At 65.5% G+C, this 18,962-nt stretch carries 12 protein-coding genes and 1 tRNA gene; 12 read left to right on the forward strand and 1 reads right to left on the reverse strand.

All coding sequences use genetic code 11. The features are described from left to right. Window positions 1-63: 63 nt before the first annotated feature. From AKG07_RS16600 to rpoC, 6 genes are all read left to right on the forward strand, one after another. Window positions 64-1,737 carry an ABC transporter substrate-binding protein gene (locus AKG07_RS16600; RefSeq protein WP_053098897.1) on the forward strand — a complete coding sequence of 558 codons (1,674 nt, stop codon included), beginning with the start codon at window positions 64-66 and terminating at the stop codon, window positions 1,735-1,737. An 86-nt stretch (window positions 1,738-1,823) separates the two neighbouring features. Further along, a complete protein-coding gene (locus AKG07_RS16605; protein WP_053098898.1) occupies window positions 1,824-2,828 on the forward strand; it encodes an ABC transporter permease in 1,005 nt (334 codons plus the stop codon). A 34-nt stretch (window positions 2,829-2,862) separates the two neighbouring features. Further along, the gene (locus AKG07_RS16610) at window positions 2,863-3,828 is read left to right on the forward strand and encodes an ABC transporter permease (RefSeq protein WP_053098899.1); all 966 of its coding nucleotides are present in this window, start codon (window positions 2,863-2,865) and stop codon (window positions 3,826-3,828) included. Further along, window positions 3,825-5,525: an ABC transporter ATP-binding protein gene (locus AKG07_RS16615; protein ID WP_053098900.1), complete on the forward strand. Its 1,701-nt coding sequence runs from the start codon at window positions 3,825-3,827 to the stop codon at window positions 5,523-5,525. The genes AKG07_RS16610 and AKG07_RS16615 overlap by 4 nt, the downstream gene beginning before the upstream one ends. Before the next feature lie 267 nt (window positions 5,526-5,792). Continuing rightward, window positions 5,793-9,296 carry a DNA-directed RNA polymerase subunit beta gene (gene rpoB / locus AKG07_RS16620; RefSeq protein WP_053098901.1) on the forward strand — a complete coding sequence of 1,168 codons (3,504 nt, stop codon included), beginning with the start codon at window positions 5,793-5,795 and terminating at the stop codon, window positions 9,294-9,296. A gap of 85 nt (window positions 9,297-9,381) precedes the next feature. Then, complete coding sequence (gene rpoC, locus AKG07_RS16625) at window positions 9,382-13,257, forward strand: DNA-directed RNA polymerase subunit beta' (protein WP_053098902.1); 3,876 nt, start codon at window positions 9,382-9,384, stop codon at window positions 13,255-13,257. Between the two features lie 91 nt (window positions 13,258-13,348). Here the strand turns inward: rpoC and AKG07_RS16630 are convergent, their stop codons facing one another. Further along, window positions 13,349-13,939: a hypothetical protein gene (locus AKG07_RS16630; protein WP_053098903.1), complete on the reverse strand. Its 591-nt coding sequence runs from the start codon at window positions 13,937-13,939 to the stop codon at window positions 13,349-13,351. A gap of 85 nt (window positions 13,940-14,024) precedes the next feature. Here AKG07_RS16630 and AKG07_RS16635 point away from each other — a divergent pair, with 85 nt between their 5' ends. The 6 genes from AKG07_RS16635 to AKG07_RS17770 all read left to right on the forward strand — a co-directional run bounded on the left by AKG07_RS16635 (window position 14,025) and on the right by AKG07_RS17770 (window position 18,958). Beyond that, on the forward strand, window positions 14,025-14,954 hold the full coding sequence (locus tag AKG07_RS16635; RefSeq protein WP_053098904.1) for a carbohydrate kinase family protein: 930 nt from the start codon (window positions 14,025-14,027) through the stop codon (window positions 14,952-14,954). 86 nt (window positions 14,955-15,040) lie between these two features. Beyond that, window positions 15,041-15,125: transfer RNA gene (locus AKG07_RS16640), tRNA-Tyr, on the forward strand. Between the two features lie 974 nt (window positions 15,126-16,099). Continuing rightward, complete coding sequence (locus tag AKG07_RS16650) at window positions 16,100-16,852, forward strand: hypothetical protein (RefSeq protein ID WP_053098906.1); 753 nt, start codon at window positions 16,100-16,102, stop codon at window positions 16,850-16,852. Then, window positions 16,852-17,466, forward strand: coding sequence for a hypothetical protein (locus AKG07_RS16655; RefSeq protein WP_053098907.1), 615 nt, complete (start codon window positions 16,852-16,854; stop codon window positions 17,464-17,466). The genes AKG07_RS16650 and AKG07_RS16655 overlap by 1 nt, the downstream gene beginning before the upstream one ends. 110 nt (window positions 17,467-17,576) lie before the next feature. Further along, window positions 17,577-18,191: a hypothetical protein gene (locus tag AKG07_RS16660; RefSeq protein WP_053098908.1), complete on the forward strand. Its 615-nt coding sequence runs from the start codon at window positions 17,577-17,579 to the stop codon at window positions 18,189-18,191. Between the two features lie 314 nt (window positions 18,192-18,505). Beyond that, complete coding sequence (locus tag AKG07_RS17770) at window positions 18,506-18,958, forward strand: hypothetical protein (protein ID WP_150115158.1); 453 nt, start codon at window positions 18,506-18,508, stop codon at window positions 18,956-18,958. Window positions 18,959-18,962: the final 4 nt, after the last annotated feature.

Genomic DNA, 18,962 nt, shown 5'->3' on the forward strand with positions numbered 1-18,962 from the left:
CGTTTCCGAAGTCGACGATGTCTTCGGAACGCGCACAGCAGCGCTCGACAGGAAGGTCACACAATGCACCACTCAGTCATGCGTCGGCGAGGTCTCATCGCCGTCACCGGAGCGGCAGTCGCCGCGATGGTCCTCTCAGGATGCGTCGCCAGCGAGCGCGGCGACGACGGCGGAGAGGCGTCCGGCGATGTCGACGGAACCTTCGTGTTCGCGGCGTCCTCCGACCCCGCGAGCCTCGACCCGGCCTTCGCCCAGGACGGCGAGAGCTTCCGCGTCTCGCGTCAGATCTTCGAGGGCCTCGTCGGCACCGAGCCCGGCACGGCCGACCCGGCACCGCTGCTGGCCGAGTCATGGGAATCGTCCGAAGACGGCATGAGCCACACCTTCACGCTGAAGGAGGACGTGACCTTCCACGACGGCACGCCGTTCAACGCCGAAGCCGTATGCGCGAACTTCGACCGCTGGTTCAACTGGACCGGCCTCGCGGCCTCCGAGGCGTTCGGCTACTACTACAACAAGCTCTTCAAGGGCTACGCGGAGAACCCGGCTGACGCCGTCTACAAGTCCTGCACCCCCGACGGCGACTACTCCGTGACGATCGACCTGAACAAGCCGTTCGCAGGGTTCGTGGCGTCGCTGTCGCTGCCGTCCTTCTCCATGCAGAGCCCTTCGGCCCTGCAGGAGTTCGGTGCTGACGAGGTCAGCGGCTCGGCCGAGGCACCCGTCCTCTCGGAGTACGCGATGGGGCACCCGGTCGGCACCGGCCCGTACCAGTTCGACGAGTGGGCGCCGGGCGAGCAGGTCTCGCTCAAGGCGTACGACGACTACTGGGGCGAGGCGGGTCAGATCGACGAGATCATCTTCCGCACGATCGACGACCCGACCGCGCGTCGTCAGGCTCTCGAGTCCGGCTCCATCGACGGCTACGACCTCGTCGGTCCGGCCGACACGCAGGCACTCGAGGACGACGGCTTCACCATGGTCTCCCGTCCTCCGTTCACGATCCTGTACCTCGCGTTCAACCAGGCGCTCCCTGAGCTGCAGGACCCGAAGGTCCGCGAGGCGCTCTCGTACGCGGTCGACAAGGATGCCCTGATCAGCCAGGTCCTGCCCGAGGGCACCGAGAAGGCGATCGAGTTCGTGCCCGACACCGTCAACGGCTACAACCCCGATGTCACGACCTACGACTACGACCCCGAGAAGGCCAAGGAGCTGCTGGCAGAGGCCGGCTACGACGAGGCCAACCCGCTGAAGCTGACCTTCAACTACCCGGTCAACGTCTCGCGTCCCTACATGCCGGACCCCGAGCAGATCTTCACGGTCCTCTCGTCGCAGCTCGCCGAGGTCGGCGTCGAGACCACCCCGGTCTCGGAGGAGTGGGTCGAGTACCTCGACCGCACCACAGGCACGTCGGACCACGGCATCCACCTGCTCGGCTGGACCGGTGACTACAACGACACGGACAACTTCGTCGGCGTCTTCTTCGGGCAGCAGAGCTCCGAGTGGGGCTTCGACAACCCGGAGCTGTTCCAGAAGCTCAACGAGGCTCGCGGCGTCTCCAACCTCGAGGACCAGACGGCCCTCTACGAGGAGATCAACGAGATGGTCGCGCAGTTCATCCCCGGTGTCCCGCTCGCGCACCCGGCGCCCACACTGGCGTTCGACCCGCGTGTCGAGAGCTACCCCGCCAGCCCGGTGAACGACGAGGTCTTCACGGACATCGTCCTCACCGAGTAGGTCTGACCGACTGAGTTGCCCACCCGGGTCCCCGCGCTCGCCGCGGGGACCCGGGCCCGGCGTACCTTCTGATCAACGGAGACCTCTTGCTGCGCACCATCGGCAGACGACTGCTTTTCCTCATCCCCACCCTGATCGGCCTCAGCATCCTGCTGTTCGCCTGGGTCAGGGCCCTCCCCGGCGGCCCGGCCGTCGCGCTTCTCGGCGAGAAGGCGACACCCGAGGCCATCGCGAGGGTCAACGAGCTCTACGGCTTCAACAAGCCCATCATCGAGCAGTACTTCATCTGGGTCGGCCGCCTGCTGCAGGGCGACTTCGGCACATCGATCCAGACCAACCGGCCGGTCACGGAGGAGTTCTTCCGCCGATTCCCGGCCACGATCGAGCTGAGCGTCGTCGCGCTCATCTTCGCGGTCGGCGTGGGCATCCCGCTCGGATACTGGGCCGCTCGCCGCCACGGCAAGTTCACCGACCACGCGTCGGTCGTGCTGAGTCTCATCGGCATCACCATCCCGGTGTTCTTCCTCGCCTTCATCCTCAAGTACGTGTTCGCCGTGCAGCTCGGCTGGCTGCCGTCGGACGGCAGGCAGAACCCACGAATAGACGCCACCCATCCGACGGGGTTCTATGTGTGGGACGGCATCATCACCGGCGAGTTCGACGCCTCGTGGGATGCCCTCATGCACCTGGTGCTCCCGGCACTCGCGCTCGGCACCATCCCGCTCGCGATCATCGTCCGCATCACCAGGGCGAGCGTGCTCGAAGTGCAGAACGCGGACTACGTGCGGACGGGGCGGGCGAAGGGCGTCGGCTCGTCGACGCTGCGCAGTCGCTTCATCCTCCGCAACGCGATGCTGCCGGTGATCACGACGATCGGTCTGCAGACCGGGCTCCTGATCTCGGGGGCAGTGCTCACCGAGACCGTCTTCGCATTCCCCGGCATCGGGTCCTTCCTCGCGAGGGCGATCTTCACACGGGACTTCCCCGTGCTGCAGGGGTTCATCATCTTCATCGCGATCGCCTACGCGCTGATCAACCTGGCCGTCGACGTGTCGTACAGCTTCATCGATCCGAGAGTGCGGGTGCAGTGATGATCCGTCTCGTTCTCCGAAAGGGGGTGGCGTCATGACCATCTCGCTCCCACCCGCGCAGGGTCCGTCCGCGGCGAGCGGCTCGGTCGTCGACACGGTCGCCGTGAATCAGGCCGGCCTCAAAGAAGGGCCCGGGGGGTTCTGGCGCGACGTGTTCCGCCGCCTGCGCCGCAACCCGACGGCCTGGATCGGCGCCGGCATCGTTCTGGTGTTCGTCCTCGTCTCGGTGCTCGCGCCACTGCTCGCTCCTTACCCTGAGACGGCGTTGCCCGGCGCGAAGTACATCACGCCGACGCACATCCCCGGTCCGGGGGAGCTGCCGGAGTTCCCCCTCGGGCTCGACCGCTTCGGTGGCGATGTGCTCTCCAAGCTCATCTGGGGTGCGCAGGCGTCGCTGCTGATCGGTGTGATCTCGACCGCGCTCGGTCTGGTCGGCGGAATGATCCTCGGACTCCTCGCCGGCACGTTCGGCGGATGGGTCGACACCCTCATCATGCGCATCGTCGACATCATCCTGTCGGTGCCGAACCTGCTGCTGGCGGTATCCATCGCCGCGATCCTGGGTCAGACGCCCTTCGCGGTGATGATCGCCATCGGAGCATCCCAGGTTCCGATCTTCGCCCGCCTCCTGCGGGCGTCGATGCTGCAGCAGCGATCGAGCGACTACGTGCTCTCCGCCCAGACGCTGGGGCTCGGTCGCGGGCAGATCACCATGTCGCACGTGCTGCCGAACGCCATCGGACCTGTCATCGTGCAGGGCACGCTCACGCTCGCGACGGCGGTGATCGATGCGGCGGCGCTGTCGTTCCTCGGTCTCGGCGGCGGTCGTCCCGAGACGGCCGAGTGGGGCCGCATGCTCACCTACGCCCAGGCCGAGCTGGCCATCGCGCCATGGCTGGCATTCCTGCCCGGCATCTGCATCGCGGTCACCGCGCTCGGCTTCACCCTGTTCGGTGAAGCCCTGCGCGAGGCCATGGACCCGAGGACGAGAGCACGATGAACGCTGCGAAAGAGACACGGACCACGGACGCTCCGCTGCTGTCCGTCGAAGGGCTGGCGGTCGACTTCGCCACCATGGACGGCGTCGTGCACGCCGTCGAGGGAGTCGACCTCGAGATCGCGCCGGGCCAGACCGTCGCGATCGTGGGGGAGTCCGGATCGGGCAAGTCGACGACTGCCATGGCCATCATCGGCCTGCTCGCCGGTGGCGGGCGCGTGGCCGGCGGCAGCATCCGCCTCGACGGCAAGGACATCACCCGCGCTCCCGAGAGCGAGCTGCGCACCATCCGCGGGCGCGACATCGGCCTCGTGCCGCAGGACCCCATGTCGAACCTGAATCCGGTCGCGAAGATCGGCACCCAGGTCGCCGAGACCCTGCTCGCCCACGGACTCGCCACCAGGCAGAACGTGCAGCAGAAGGTCGTCGAGGCGCTGACAGCCGCCGGACTGCCGGATCCCGAGAAGCGCGCGAAGCAGTACCCGCACGAGTTCTCCGGCGGCATGCGCCAGCGCGCACTGATCGCGATCGGCCTGGCGTGCAAACCGCGCCTGCTGATCGCGGACGAGCCGACGAGCGCGCTCGACGTGACGGTGCAGCAGACGATCCTCGACCAGATCGGCGACATGACGCGCGAGCTCGGCACCGCCGTGCTGCTCATCACGCACGATCTGGGACTCGCGGCCGAGCGAGCCGAGCGCGTCATCGTGATGCACCGCGGCAAGGTGGTCGAGCAGGGGCCGGCGAAGCAGATCCTCGAGAATCCGCAGCACCCCTACACCCAGTCGCTCGTGCAGGCGGCGCCGTCGGTGGCTGCCGCGCGTCTGCGCCCGGAGGCGTTCCACGCCGAGGAGCGTCCGTCCGATCCGAACGCAGCCGAGGATGCCTCGAGCGCGCTCGCCCTGCCGACAGCGGACAACATCGTCGAGATCGAGAACCTCACCAAGGTCTATCCGGTCCGTGGGCAGAAAGAGGACTTCGTCGCCGTGGACGACGTGTCGCTCGCCATCCCGCGCGGCGAGACGGTGGCGATCGTGGGCGAGTCCGGTTCGGGCAAGACGACGACCGCGCGGATGCTGCTGAAGATCATCGAGCCGACGAGCGGTCTCATCCGCTACGAGGGAAAGGACGTCTCCTCGCTGACCCGTGCGGAGACCCGGGACTTCCGGCAGAAGGTGCAGCCGATCTTCCAGGATCCGTACTCGAGCCTGAATCCGATGTTCACCATCGAGCGCCTCATCTCCGAGCCGCTGGACTTCTACAAGCGGGGGAGCGGCGCCGATCGGCGCAAGCGCGTCCGGCAGCTGCTCGACGACGTGGCGCTGCCGCAGTCGATGCTGCGCCGGTATCCGTCCGAGCTGTCCGGCGGTCAGCGTCAGCGTGTCGCGATCGCCCGTGCGCTTGCGCTCTCGCCCGAGCTGATCGTGTGCGACGAACCCGTGTCAGCGCTCGACGTCCTCGTGCAGGATCAGATCCTGAACCTGCTGGGCGACCTGCAGACCGAGTACGGACTCAGCTATCTCTTCATCTCCCACGACCTCGCCGTGGTCCGCCTGATCAGCGACTACGTGTGCGTGATGAAGGACGGCTCGCTCGTCGAGGCGGCATCCTCGGAGGAGATCTTCACGAATCCTCGAGACCCGTACACGCGACGTCTGCTGGCGTCGATCCCGGGGAACGAACTCAACATCGCCTCCTGACGACGACGATGCGTCCCGCCCCGAGCGCGAGCTCCGGGGCGGGCGCACGGGTCGGCGGACGACGCTTCCGGGTGCCATTACCGCAGCATCCGAAGAAGGTCAAGGATTGCGCTTGCCATGTCGCAAGATCGCGCGTATAGTTGGTAGTTGCGCTCGCTTCTCCGTGCCCTCATATGGTGGTCGGCATTTCGTTGAGTCTTTGAGCGCACACTCCACCTGACGACAAAGGAATCGAGAAGCCCTGCGGGGCTCACGGAGGTTATTCCCTTGGCTGCTGCTCGCAACGCATCCACATCCACCACCACCAAGAACGGACGCGGAGCTTCCCGTCTTTCGTTCGCCAAGATCTCCGACACGCTGACGGTCCCTGACCTTCTCGCTCTGCAGACGGAATCCTTCGGATGGCTCGTCGGCAACGACGCCTGGAAGGCTCGAGTCGCAGAGGCCAAGAAGGCCGGCCGCACCGACGTGAACGAGAACAGCGGTCTCGGCGAGATCTTCGAGGAGATCTCTCCGATCGAGGACCTCGGCGAGACGATGCAGCTGTCGTTCACCAACCCTTACCTCGAGCCGGAGAAGTACTCGATCGAGGAGTGCAAGGAGCGCGGCAAGACGTACGCCGCTCCGCTGTACGTCGAGGCCGAGTTCATGAACCACCTCACGGGTGAGATCAAGACCCAGACGGTCTTCATGGGCGACTTCCCGCTGCAGACCGACAAGGGAACGTTCATCATCAACGGCTCCGAGCGCGTCGTCGTCTCGCAGCTCGTGCGTTCGCCCGGTGTGTACTTCGACAAGACCCCCGACAAGACGTCCGACAAGGACATCGTGTCGGCTCGCGTCATCCCGAGCCGTGGTGCATGGCTCGAGTTCGAGATCGACAAGCGCGACCAGGTCGGCGTGCGCGTCGACCGCAAGCGCAAGCAGTCGGTCACCGTGTTCCTCAAGGCGCTGGGCATGACCAGCGAGGAGATCCTCACGGAGTTCGCCGGCTACACCTCGATCGAGGAGACGCTCGCGAAGGACACGATCGTCACGAAGGAAGATGCGCTCCGCGACATCTACCGCAAGCTGCGTCCGGGCGAGCAGGTCGCCGCCGAGGCCGCCCGCGCGCTCCTCGACAACTTCTACTTCAACCCGAAGCGCTACGACCTCGCGAAGGTGGGTCGTTACAAGATCAACCACAAGCTCGGTCTCGACGCTCCGCTGACCGACTCGGTCCTCACGGTTCAGGACATCGTCGCGACGATCAAGTACCTCGTGCGTCTGCACGCAGGCACGGAAGAGACCTTCCCCGGCATCCGCTCGGGCAAGAAGGCCGACATCCGCATCGCGACCGATGACATCGACAACTTCGGCAACCGTCGCATCCGCGCGGTCGGCGAGCTGATCCAGAACCAGGTCCGCACCGGTCTGTCCCGCATGGAGCGCGTCGTCCGCGAGCGCATGACCACGCAGGACATCGAGGCGATCACGCCGCAGACCCTGATCAACGTGCGCCCCGTCGTCGCCGCGATCAAGGAGTTCTTCGGAACCTCGCAGCTGTCGCAGTTCATGGACCAGAACAACCCGCTCGCGGGTCTGACCAACAAGCGCCGCCTCTCGGCTCTCGGCCCCGGTGGTCTGAGCCGTGACCGCGCAGGCGTCGAGGTCCGTGACGTCCACCCGTCGCACTACGGCCGCATGTGCCCCATCGAGACCCCTGAAGGCCCGAACATCGGTCTGATCGGTGCTCTCGCGACCTTCGCGCGCATCAACTCGTTCGGTTTCATCGAGACCCCGTACCGCAAGGTCGAGGGTGGCGTCGTCACCGAGCACATCGATTACCTGACCGCTTCCGAAGAGGTCGACTTCAACATCGCGCAGGCGAACGCCCCGCTCGACAAGAACGGTCGCTTCCGCGAGAGCCACGTCCTCGCGCGCCCCAAGGGCGGTAGCGGTGAGGTGGACCTCTTCCTTCCGGAGGAGATCGGCTACATCGACGTCTCGCCGCGCCAGATGGTGTCGGTCGCGACCTCGCTCGTGCCCTTCCTCGAGCACGACGACGCACAGCGCGCACTCATGGGCGCCAACATGCAGCGTCAGGCTGTGCCGCTGCTCCGCAGCGACTCGCCGCTCGTCGGAACCGGTATGGAGGGCTACACGGCCATCGACGCCGGCGACGTGCTCACGGCTGAGAAGCCGGGTGTCGTCACCGAGGTCTCCGCAGACCGCGTCACCGTCATGCTCGACGAGGGTGGAACGCAGGACTACCACCTGCGCAAGTTCGACCGCTCGAACCAGGGCACGTCGTACAACCAGAAGGTCGTCGTCAACGAGGGCGACCGCGTCGAGGTCGGAGAGGTCATCGCCGATGGCCCCGCCACCGAGAACGGCGAACTGGCACTCGGAAAGAACCTCCTCGTCGCGTTCATGACGTGGGAGGGCTACAACTTCGAGGACGCGATCATCCTGAGCCAGGACCTGGTCAAGGACGACACCCTCTCCTCGATCCACATCGAGGAGTACGAGGTCGACGCGCGCGACACGAAGCTCGGCAAGGAGGAGATCACCCGTGACCTCCCCAACGTCAGCCCCGAGCTCCTGAAGGATCTCGACGAGCGCGGCATCATCCGCATCGGTGCCGAGGTCCGCCCCGGTGACATCCTCGTCGGCAAGGTCACGCCGAAGGGCGAGACCGAGCTGTCGGCGGAAGAGCGTCTGCTCCGCGCGATCTTCAACGAGAAGAGCCGCGAAGTCCGTGACACCTCTCTCAAGGTGCCCCACGGCGAGCAGGGCACGATCATCGCCGTCAAGGAGTTCAACGCCGAGGACGGCGACGACGAGCTCGGCTCCGGTGTCAACCGCCGCGTCGTGGTCTACATCGCCCAGAAGCGCAAGATCACCGAGGGTGACAAGCTCGCCGGTCGTCACGGCAACAAGGGTGTCATCGCCAAGATCCTCCCGATCGAGGACATGCCGTTCCTCGCGGACGGAACCCCGGTCGACATCGTCCTGAACCCGCTGGGCATCCCCGGTCGAATGAACTTCGGCCAGGTGCTCGAGACCCACCTCGGGTGGATCGCGAAGCAGGGCTGGAAGGTCGAAGGCACCCCGGAGTGGGCTGCGCGACTCCCCAAGGACGCGTTCGAGGCTGCCCCCGGCACCAAGGTCGCGACCCCGGTGTTCGACGGTGCGAGCGAGGAGGAGATCTCCGGTCTCCTCGACGCGACCACCCCGACCCGTGACGGCATCCGCCTGATCGACTCGACCGGAAAGACGCAGCTGTTCGACGGCCGCTCCGGTGAGCCGTTCCCGGCGCCGATCTCGGTGGGCTACATGTACATCCTGAAGCTGCACCACCTGGTCGACGACAAGATCCACGCACGTTCGACGGGTCCGTACTCGATGATCACCCAGCAGCCGCTCGGTGGTAAGGCGCAGTTCGGTGGCCAGCGATTCGGTGAGATGGAGGTGTGGGCCCTCGAGGCCTACGGCGCCGCATACGCGCTCCAGGAGCTCCTCACGATCAAGTCCGACGACATCCTCGGCCGCGTCAAGGTGTACGAGGCGATCGTCAAGGGCGAGAACATCCAGGAGCCCGGCATCCCCGAGTCCTTCAAGGTGCTCATGAAGGAGATGCAGTCGCTCTGCCTGAACGTCGAGGTCCTCTCGGCAGACGGCACGCTCGTCAACCTGCGTGACACCGACGACGAGGCCTTCCGCGCTGCGGAGGAACTCGGCATCAACATCTCCAGCCGCTTCGAGGCCGCCTCGATCGACGAGATCTAAGGTCCAGGCCGCCGACCGCGCGTCACGCCCGGTCGGCGGCCCACCTCCCCGATTTCTTCAGAAGAATTCCTACACAGGAGAATTTGTGCTCGAGTCAAACACTTTCGATGAGCTTCGCATCGGCCTGGCCACCGCGGACCACATCCGCGCCTGGTCCTACGGCGAGGTCAAGAAGCCTGAAACCATCAACTACCGCACCCTGAAGCCGGAGAAGGACGGTCTCTTCGGAGAGCAGATCTTCGGCCCGTCCCGCGACTGGGAGTGCGCCTGCGGCAAGTACAAGCGTGTCCGCTTCAAGGGCATCGTCTGCGAGCGCTGCGGCGTCGAGGTCACCAAGTCCTCGGTCCGTCGTGAGCGCATGGGTCACATCGAGCTCGCCGCTCCCGTCACCCACATCTGGTACTTCAAGGGTGTTCCCTCGCGTCTCGGGTACCTGCTCGACATGGCGCCGAAGGACCTCGAGAAGGTCATCTACTTCGCCGCCTACATGGTCATCTCGGTCGACGAGGATGCTCGTCACCGCGACCTGGGCACGCAGGAGAACAACATCCGTCTCGAGCTGAAGACGCTCGGAGACCGTCGCGACGCGAAGATCGCCGAGCGCCTGGCTCGCCTGGAGGAGGAGCTCGCTTCCCTCGAGGCGGAGGGTGCCAAGGCCGACGCGAAGAAGAAGGTCAAGGACGCCGCCGAGAAGGAGATGTCGCTCATCCGCAAGGGTGCCGACGAGGCGATCGCCAAGCTCGAGCGCGTGTGGGAGGACTTCCGCACGCTCGAGGTCGGCGCACTGCGTCCCGAGGACGACGTCTTCCACGAGCTCCAGGACCGCTTCGGTCAGTACTTCGAGGCCTACATGGGCGCCGAGTCGATCCAGCGTCGCCTCGCGGCGTTCGACCTGGCAGCCGAGGCGGAGAGCCTGCACCTGCAGATCTCCGAGGGCAAGGGCCAGCGCAAGATCCGCGCGATCAAGCGTCTGAAGGTCGTCAACTCGTTCCTGGAGACCGGCATGAGCCCGGCCGCCATGGTCCTCGACGTCGTTCCGGTGATCCCGCCGGAGCTGCGCCCGATGGTGCAGCTCGACGGTGGCCGCTTCGCGACCTCCGACCTCAACGACCTCTACCGTCGTGTGATCAACCGCAACAACCGTCTTCGTCGTCTGATCGACCTCGGTGCTCCCGAGATCATCGTCAACAACGAGAAGCGGATGCTGCAGGAGGCCGTCGACGCACTGTTCGACAACGGTCGCCGTGGTCGTCCCGTCACCGGTACCGGCAACCGTGCCCTGAAGTCCCTCAGCGACATGCTGAAGGGCAAGCAGGGTCGTTTCCGCCAGAACCTGCTCGGCAAGCGCGTCGACTACTCGGGCCGTTCGGTCATCATCGTCGGCCCGCAGCTGAAGCTGCACCAGTGCGGTCTGCCCAAGCAAATGGCTCTGGAGCTCTTCAAGCCGTTCGTCATCAAGCGCCTGATCGACCTCGGTCACTCGCAGAACATCAAGGCGGCCAAGCGCGCCGTCGAGCGCACGCGTCCCGAGGTCTGGGACGTGCTCGAGGAGATCATCCGCGAGCGTCCGGTGCTGCTCAACCGTGCGCCCACGCTGCACCGTCTCGGCATCCAGGCCTTCGAGCCTCAGCTCGTCGAGGGCAAGGCCATCCAGCTGCACCCGCTCGTCTGCGCGGCGTTCAACGCCGACTTCGACGGTGACCAGATGGCTGTCCACCTGCCGCTGTCGGTCGAGGCTCAGGCCGAGGCCCGCGTGCTGATGCTCGCGTCGAACAACATCCTGAAGCCGTCCGACGGACGCCCGGTCACCCTGCCTTCGCAGGACATGATCATCGGTCTGCACCACTTGACCACGGTCAAGGCGGGCGCAGCCGGTGAGGGCCGTGCATTCGGTTCGGTGGGCGAGGCGATCCTGGCGAAGGACGAGGGAACCCTCGACCTGCAGGCCAAGGTCCGCATCCGCATCCCGGGTCTCACGTTCCTCGAGGGCGAAGCTCCCGAGGGCTACGAGCGTCACGGTCTCGTCGACGCATCGCTCGGTCAGGCGATCTTCAACGACACGCTGCCCAAGGGATACCCGTTCGTCCGCGAGCAGGCTGACAAGAACAAGCTGTCGCAGATCGTCAACAAGCTGGCCGAGGAGTACCCCAAGGTCGAGACGGCTGCGTCGCTGGACCGCATCAAGGACGCCGGTTTCTACTGGGCCACGCGCTCGGGTGTGACCGTCGCCCTGAGCGACATCCTCACGCCGCCGAACAAGGCTGAGATCGTCGCGGGCTACGAGAAGCAGGCCGCGAAGGTCCAGTCCCAGTACGAGAAGGGCCTCACGACCGACGTCGAGCGTCGTCAGGAGCTCATCAAGATCTGGACCGAGGCGACCGACGAGGTCCAGGCTGCGATGAAGGCCAACTTCCCCGAGGACAACACCATCAACCGCATGGTGTCGTCGGGTGCTCGTGGTAACTGGCTGCAGATCCGGAACATCGCCGGTATGCGTGGTCTGGTGAACAACCCCAAGGGTGAGATCATCCCGCGTCCGATCATCTCCTCGTACCGCGAGGGTCTGTCGGTTGCGGAGTACTTCATCGCGACGCACGGTACCCGTAAGGGTCTCGCCGACACCGCTCTGCGTACCGCCGACTCGGGTTACCTGACCCGTCGTCTGGTGGATGTCTCGCAGGACGTCATCATCCGCGAAGAGGACTGCGGCACGTCGAAGGGCCTCGAGCTCCCGATCGCCGCTCCGAACTCGCAGGGTGAGCTCGTGCGCGACGCGAACGTCGAGAACTCGGTGTTCGCTCGTACGCTGGCCTCCGACGTGGTCGACAGCAAGGGCGAGGTCCTCGCCTCTGCCGGCGACGACGTGGGTGACGTTCTCATCGACAAGCTGGTCGGTCTCGGTGTCGAGAGCATCAAGGTGCGCTCGGTCCTCACCTGCGACTCCGCCGTCGGTGTCTGCGCGCAGTGCTACGGCCGTTCGCTCGCGACGGGCAAGACCGTCGACATCGGCGAGGCCGTCGGCATCATCGCGGCACAGTCGATCGGTGAGCCCGGTACCCAGCTGACGATGCGTACGTTCCACACCGGTGGTTCGGCGTCGGCAGATGACATCACGCAGGGTCTGCCTCGCGTGCAGGAGCTCTTCGAGGCTCGCACCCCGAAGGCCGCATCGCCGATCGCCGAGGCCGATGGCCGCATCACGATCGACGAGACGGACAAGGCCAAGAAGGTCATCCTGACGCCCGACAACGGTGACGAGGAAGTGATCTACCCGGTCCTGAAGCGTGCGACGCTTCTGGTCGAGGACGGTCAGCACGTCACGGTCGGTCAGCCTCTCCTGGTCGGCACGCTCGACCCCAAGGAGGTCATGCGTGTCATGGGTGCCCGCGAGGTGCAGCGTTACCTCGTCGGCGGCGTCCAGGGCGTCTACCGCTCGCAGGGTGTGCCGATCCACGACAAGCACATCGAGGTCATCGTCCGTCAGATGCTCCGCAAGGTCACCGTCGTCGATCACGCCGACACGACCCTGCTCCCGGGTGAGATGGTCGACCTCAAGCGCTACCAGGCGATCAACCGCGAGGCTGTGGCAGAGGGCAAGCGCCCCGCGTCCGGCCGTCCGGAGCTGATGGGTATCACGAAGGCGTCGCTCGCGACCGAGTCGTGGCTGTCGGCCGCTTCCTTCCAGGAGACGACCCGCGTTCTCACGCAGGCCGCCATGGAGGGCAAGCGCGACCCGCTGGTCGGTCTCAAGGAGAACGTCATCATCGGAAAGCTCATCCCCGCCGGAACCGGTCTCTCGAAGTACCGCGACGTCACGGTCGAGGCGACGGAGGAAGCCAAGAGCGAGCGCTACCCGAACCGGATCTTCGCATCCGACGGTGCGTACGCCGACGGCGACTTCGGTTACGTCGACTTCGACGCGTTCTCGACGGACGACATCACGCCGGGTACGTACAACTGATCGAGTGAGTGAGTGAGAAGGCCCCGGGCGATTCGCCCGGGGCCTTCTTCGTGCCCGGATCCGGGGTGCCTGCCGTGGACAGGGCGACGGATCAGTCGAAGAGGTGCGCCACGATGCTCGAGGTGTATCCCTCGGGCGCGAGATTCGAGTACTGGGAGTCGATCAGCACGTCGTCCCGCCAGAAGAGGGTGCGACCGTCGGTGACAGGGTACTGCTCGTTCTGCCAGGTCTTCTCGCAGCGCGTGCCGCCGTCGGGAGTGAAGCACGTGTAGCCCTCGTCGGCCACGAGAGCGTTCAGCATGTCGAGGGCCGGCCCTCGGTTCATCAGGGAGATGGTGGTGACCAGCCGGGTGGTGTCCGCCCTCGGATCCGCCCAGATGCAGGTGAGCTCGCCATCGTCTCCTACCCCGGACGGTCCGAAGGCCGCGTCATTGAGTGGCACTCCCTCGAGCTGTGCGAGCACGTCGTCCGAGAGGATCGCCCTGCAGTCGGTCGGCAGAGCGATCGGAGTCTCTGTCGGTGTGGGGGAGGGCGACGGGCTCTCCGATTCGTCCGGTCCCGGACTCGACGACGGTTCAGCGGAATCGTTCGACGGCGTGGTGCCCGAACCGGTCGGATCGCAGCCGGTGAGCACGGCGAGGAGCAGGAGAGCCGCAGCGCCGGCGGCGATTCGAGCGTTCATGCGCTCACCGTAGCGCTGTGCCCAGCCCGTGCAGGGAGGCTGACCGAACCGCCGCGGAAGCCGCTCTCGCGGTAGTGTCGGCGGAATGAGTGATGATTCCTCCCGTATGCCCGGTGCAGTCGTCGTCGGAGACGCGCTGATCGACGAGATCCACGACGTCGGCGGGGTGCGTGAGCTGGTCGGCGGCGCGGCACTGAACGTCGCCGTTGGTCTTCGCAGGCTCGGTGTGCCGACCACCCTGATCGCGATGGTCGGGGACGACGAAGCGGGGGCGCACATTCGCGAATACCTCGACGATCACGGCGTGCGGCTGATCGCCAGCGAGGCGCCGCTGGGCTCGTCTCGGGCGATCGTGCAGCGTGGTCCCGACGGCGAGCCCGTCTACGTGTTCAACGAGGCCGCGCAGCGGCGCAGCATCCGCTATTCCGACGAGGCTGTCCGTGCGATCGCCGATTCGGATCTCGTGGCTGTCAGCTGCTTCCCCTTCGACGTGCCCGGTGAGGTCGACGCCCTGCTCGACGCCGTCGGCGACACTCGCCTCGCTGTCGACCCGAACCCACGGTCGGGGATGTTGAGCGACGGTGCCGAGTTCGTGCAGGGCTTCGAGCGCGCCGCCGCAGGAGCGTCGATCGTCAAGATCGGCGCCGATGATGCGGCTCTCCTCTATGACGGCGATCTCGATGCGCTGAGGGCGCGGCTGCGCGCGCTCGGGGTGAGCGCGGTGCTCGCGACCGCAGGCGCCGATGGTGCAGCCCTCGAGTCGGATGCCGGCATCGTCACGGCGCCCATCTCGACGCTGCCCGGTCGCGTCGTCGACACCGTGGGAGCCGGAGATGCGACTCTCGCGGCCGTGGCGGCCGGCCTTGCTCAGGGGACACCCTCCGATGCGGAAGGGTGGCAGCAGCTGCTCGATCGAGCCATGGATGTGGCCGCTGCGACGTGCCGAGCCGAGGGCGGCCTGCTGCGGACTCCGGAGTCGATCGCTGACGCCGATCGCGGCGTGTTCGGCAGCTGAGCGTTCGATTTCTCACGCTTGCCCTCGGCAGGTATGATTATCTATCGTGCCCCCGGTTGGCTGTCGAAGTCGGACGGGTGCGCTCTGGCGAGTTACCCAAGCGGCCAAAGGGATCTGACTGTAAATCAGACTGCTCAGCATTCGGGGGTTCGAATCCCTCACTCGCCACCATGGGGTATTCCCGGATCTCGAGGATTTTGTTCTCGTATCTCAGAATGCCAGGTCAAACGAGGAAAGCCCCCGGGAATACCGGGGGCTTTCCTCGTTTCGGTGCCAGTTCTGCTTCTTGCGGAGCTGTCGGCAGGCCGCCCAGAGGTCCCTGGGCTGGCTGGGTCGCACTGTGCGCGACCGTCGGGCAGTGGCAGCTCACCCGATGAGACAACAAGCACGACGAGAGCGTCGCAGGGCGAGCTCAGTCTCGACGTTCCAGGCCCTCAGGTAGGCGATCCCCGGGGCGCGGTCATTAGGCGTGCGCCGACGTGATTCGCACCTCGAAGCGGGAGGTAAGGAATTCGCGTGTCGTGCAAAAGCCCCCGAAACCCTCGTTCGCGAGCATAGGCAGACTGAATCGCGACGGGAGCCGCGTATGCGCCGAATCATGACGAGCCGGAGGTCTCTGGACCCATCGACCTGGATACGTTCGAGGGTCCCTTGACCATCGAACTCGATGGTCAGCTGGTGGAGATCAACGTCGAGTAAGGACAGGCGGAGGAAACGGTCGCCGCACTTCGCGCCGGGGAGACGTCGGCTGTGCAGAGTGCGCGCTCAGGCTCGGTGGTCGCACCTTTGGCGGTGTGCGTGGAAACGTGGAAGAACGCCATTGCCGGCCCCGGCACGTATTGGACGTCCGCGAACGGGTGTTCGATCTGGGGGTCGGTGGGGTTCAAGAAGGGGTATGACGTCTGCAACGCGTCCGATGTGAACATCTGCTCACAGGGCAAGGGGTTCAACTCGGCGGGAACGCAGGGCTGGTACGGATTCGGATGCCTCGGGTCGGGTAGCACAGGCGGTGGCACGGTCGCCGGGGGTAACGTCGCGGCCAACTCGCAGGTCCGAGCTCAGTCGGGCTCACTCGTAACTGGCGCGGCCTACCAGTGGAGGGGTTGAGTTCGCGGCTTCGCTGATACGACGGAATACTGGACCCGATGCGACGACTGACCACCCTTGCTCTGGGCGCAATCCTCGGCACGCTTCTGATGGCGGGCTGCGTCCCCGACGACGCCGAGAACGACGGAGTCGAATCCGTTGATCCCGCCTCAATCGGGTGGAGCGACCGGGAAGCAGCCGTCGCGGACGTCCTGGAGGAGGCGCCGTGTTCCGACGCGCGCCTCTTCCAGGGCGACCCTTACTTCCAGGGTGAGATGTACGGATTCGGCTGCTACGACGCGGGCGGTACGCCTCTGCATTTCCGCGTCTATAAGCATGAGGGGTCTGCTCAAAACGTCGTCGCTGAATGGGACGGACTCATCACGCCGGAGTATCAGGTCGCGCTGGGTGCAGATTGGTTCGCGGTGGGAGCGCCCGACTCGTTGGAGGCGCTCGGTGGAATCCCGCAACTCGCCTCAGCGGAACGGCTCACGTCCGCGCCCGCGCCCGCACGCCCCATCTCCGACGGGGACCTGAAACAGCAGATCTGCATCTCTTATGTGACGTCGGCAGTTGAGATGGCTGCGGAGGATGCTTCGTCGTTGTCCAGCGCCGAAGACCTCAATGAGATGTACCCGGATATCTCCACCCTGATTGTGGACACCCATGAGGACGTGCAGGCCTCTCTCGAGCAGAGCCCCGTTGACTCGCTCGACGTGCTCGCCGCCATCAGCGAGCACTGGCAGACCATTTCGGACTACTGCACTCAGAATGCACAAGGCGTGCACTTCGTGGACGACGAGGAGAAGTAGTGACAACGCCAGAAGTGACCATCGACGCTCCGCACCGAAAAGTTCGGGTGCTGTGGGCCCTTGCGGCAGCACTGTTCGCTGCATCAGGCGCACTGCTGGCGGTCCGGAGTATGCCGAGCAACATGGCCGGGGAAGCGATCACGCTCCTCGGACAGCTGGTCGCGATCTCATTCAGTCTGGCGTGCCTCCTTTCAGCGGTGGGTCTGTGGGTGCGCGCCGGCTCCTCACCGGTCGTGCGCGCGGCATCCGTCGCCACCGCCGTCTTCGCGGTGTGGATTGGTGTCCTGTCTCCTCTGATCCTGGGCGGAACATCTCCTGACGGGGCGCGACTCGTTGACGCACTCATGAAGATTCTGCTGGGTGGGGCTGCTGTGGGATGCCTTCTGCGCAGTAACCTCCCGTCTCCGTGGCGGACCCTGCCCGCGATTGTCTTCGGTGTCGTCGTGGCCGCTACTCTCATCGTCCAGTTCGCCCTGACCGACTACACCGCCCAGGACCTCGCAATACTCAGTGGCAACCTGCTCATACTCGTTCAGATCACTGCATCCCTTGTGCTGGGGCTCGTGGCGCTGCAACTCGGTCGAGCTCGGCATCTCGGCACCGTCGTGCTCTAATCGAGGCCGCGCTTGACAGTTCATCTCCGTCCCTGACTCAGTGGTGACGTGACCGAGCTGGTCCGGCGCGGAATGTCGGTCAGTAGCCACCGAACCTCTACGTTCGTGGTGTGGGTATCAAGAGCGCGGATTTGAATAACGTCCACTTTGCCGACCTCGTCCACGCTCTTCGAGACGCCGATGACGTCGGGGTCCTGTTGCGCGGGCATCTCTGGATCGAGGCTCTCCTCGAATACGCGACGAGAGTGAAGCTGGAGCGTCCCGATGCCATCGACTGGACGAACGCGAGGTTCGAGCACAAGCTCGCGTTGGCCGAAGCGACCGGAGCCGCCGAGGTCCCTCTCGCGCGAGCGGTGAAGAGCTTCAACAGGCTGCGCAACAAGAGCGCGCACGAGATGATGTTCAGCATCGAACTCGACCAGGTGAAGACTTTGGTGGGCTTGACGGACGACGGCATGCGCAAAGCCATACAGCGGATCGCCGACGAGCAGCTCGACGTTGTCAGGCAACTTGAGGTGTATGAAGCGGAGGGTGTCGAGGTGGAAATCGATCCGGCGGCTGTGCCCTACCTGCGTGTCCTCACTCCCACGAGAGCGCTCCTGTTCGGCTTCGTCGTCTGCGCGGTTCGGAGCCTGGCACTGGCCGGCGCCCTCGAGGTCGCGTTCCGTGGGAGGCCTGTTTCGGTTCCCGGCTTGAAGACCGCGCCCCCGGTGCGTCGAAGCTGACGCTTGCAGGCAGCACAGCGCTCGCCTTGGACGAACGACTCACCGGACGAGGCAACCTTGTTGCCGCCGCGGATCCGATTCTGGCTTTTCTCACAGAGCATCGTGTCGAGATGGGTTTTAGCGTCCCAGGTCTTCTCTGGACCGTTGTCCGGGGTGACACCCTCCGAAAATGTTTGTAAGGATTCTGCGGCAGCTGCAAGGGCGCCTCCTAGCCACCGGCTGCGAACACGCCTCGGCAGATACTGAATTACGGGCGCACCCACGCCCTGACCCGTGTGTGTACGCGGTCCACGCCCGCCTGCCTCGGAGGCATCATGAAACGAATCCTCAGCGTCGCTGTCGCAGTGCTCGTCGCCGCGACTTTGAGCCCCGCCGTCGCGCACGCGTCCGACGACTTCCATCCCGATGTCGAGTATGCGCTGGAGGCGGTGCCGGGCGGTATCGCCCTCAGCGACACCACGGTGGTGTGGCCCGAACTAGGGATGACGCTCACCACCGAGTCGACCTCAGCCCGCGCAGTGGGAAACTGCGCCACGGGCACGTACTGCGCGTACAGCGGGAGCGGGATGAGTGGATCGAAACTGACGTTCACCATCTGCACGAACGTGAATACCTCGGCGCTTCGGTCGGTCGGGTCTATCGCTAACGGGCGCAGTTCTGGTTTGGTTCGCGCGCGCAACTCCGCCGCGACCGTCCTCGGGACCGCCGGTCCGAACAGTTCAACCGATGTGGGAACCGGCACGACGAACCTCCTCTGCACTCTTTAGTCGG

This window comes from Microbacterium sp. CGR1 (genome assembly GCF_001266755.1).
Classification (GTDB): domain Bacteria; phylum Actinomycetota; class Actinomycetes; order Actinomycetales; family Microbacteriaceae; genus Microbacterium.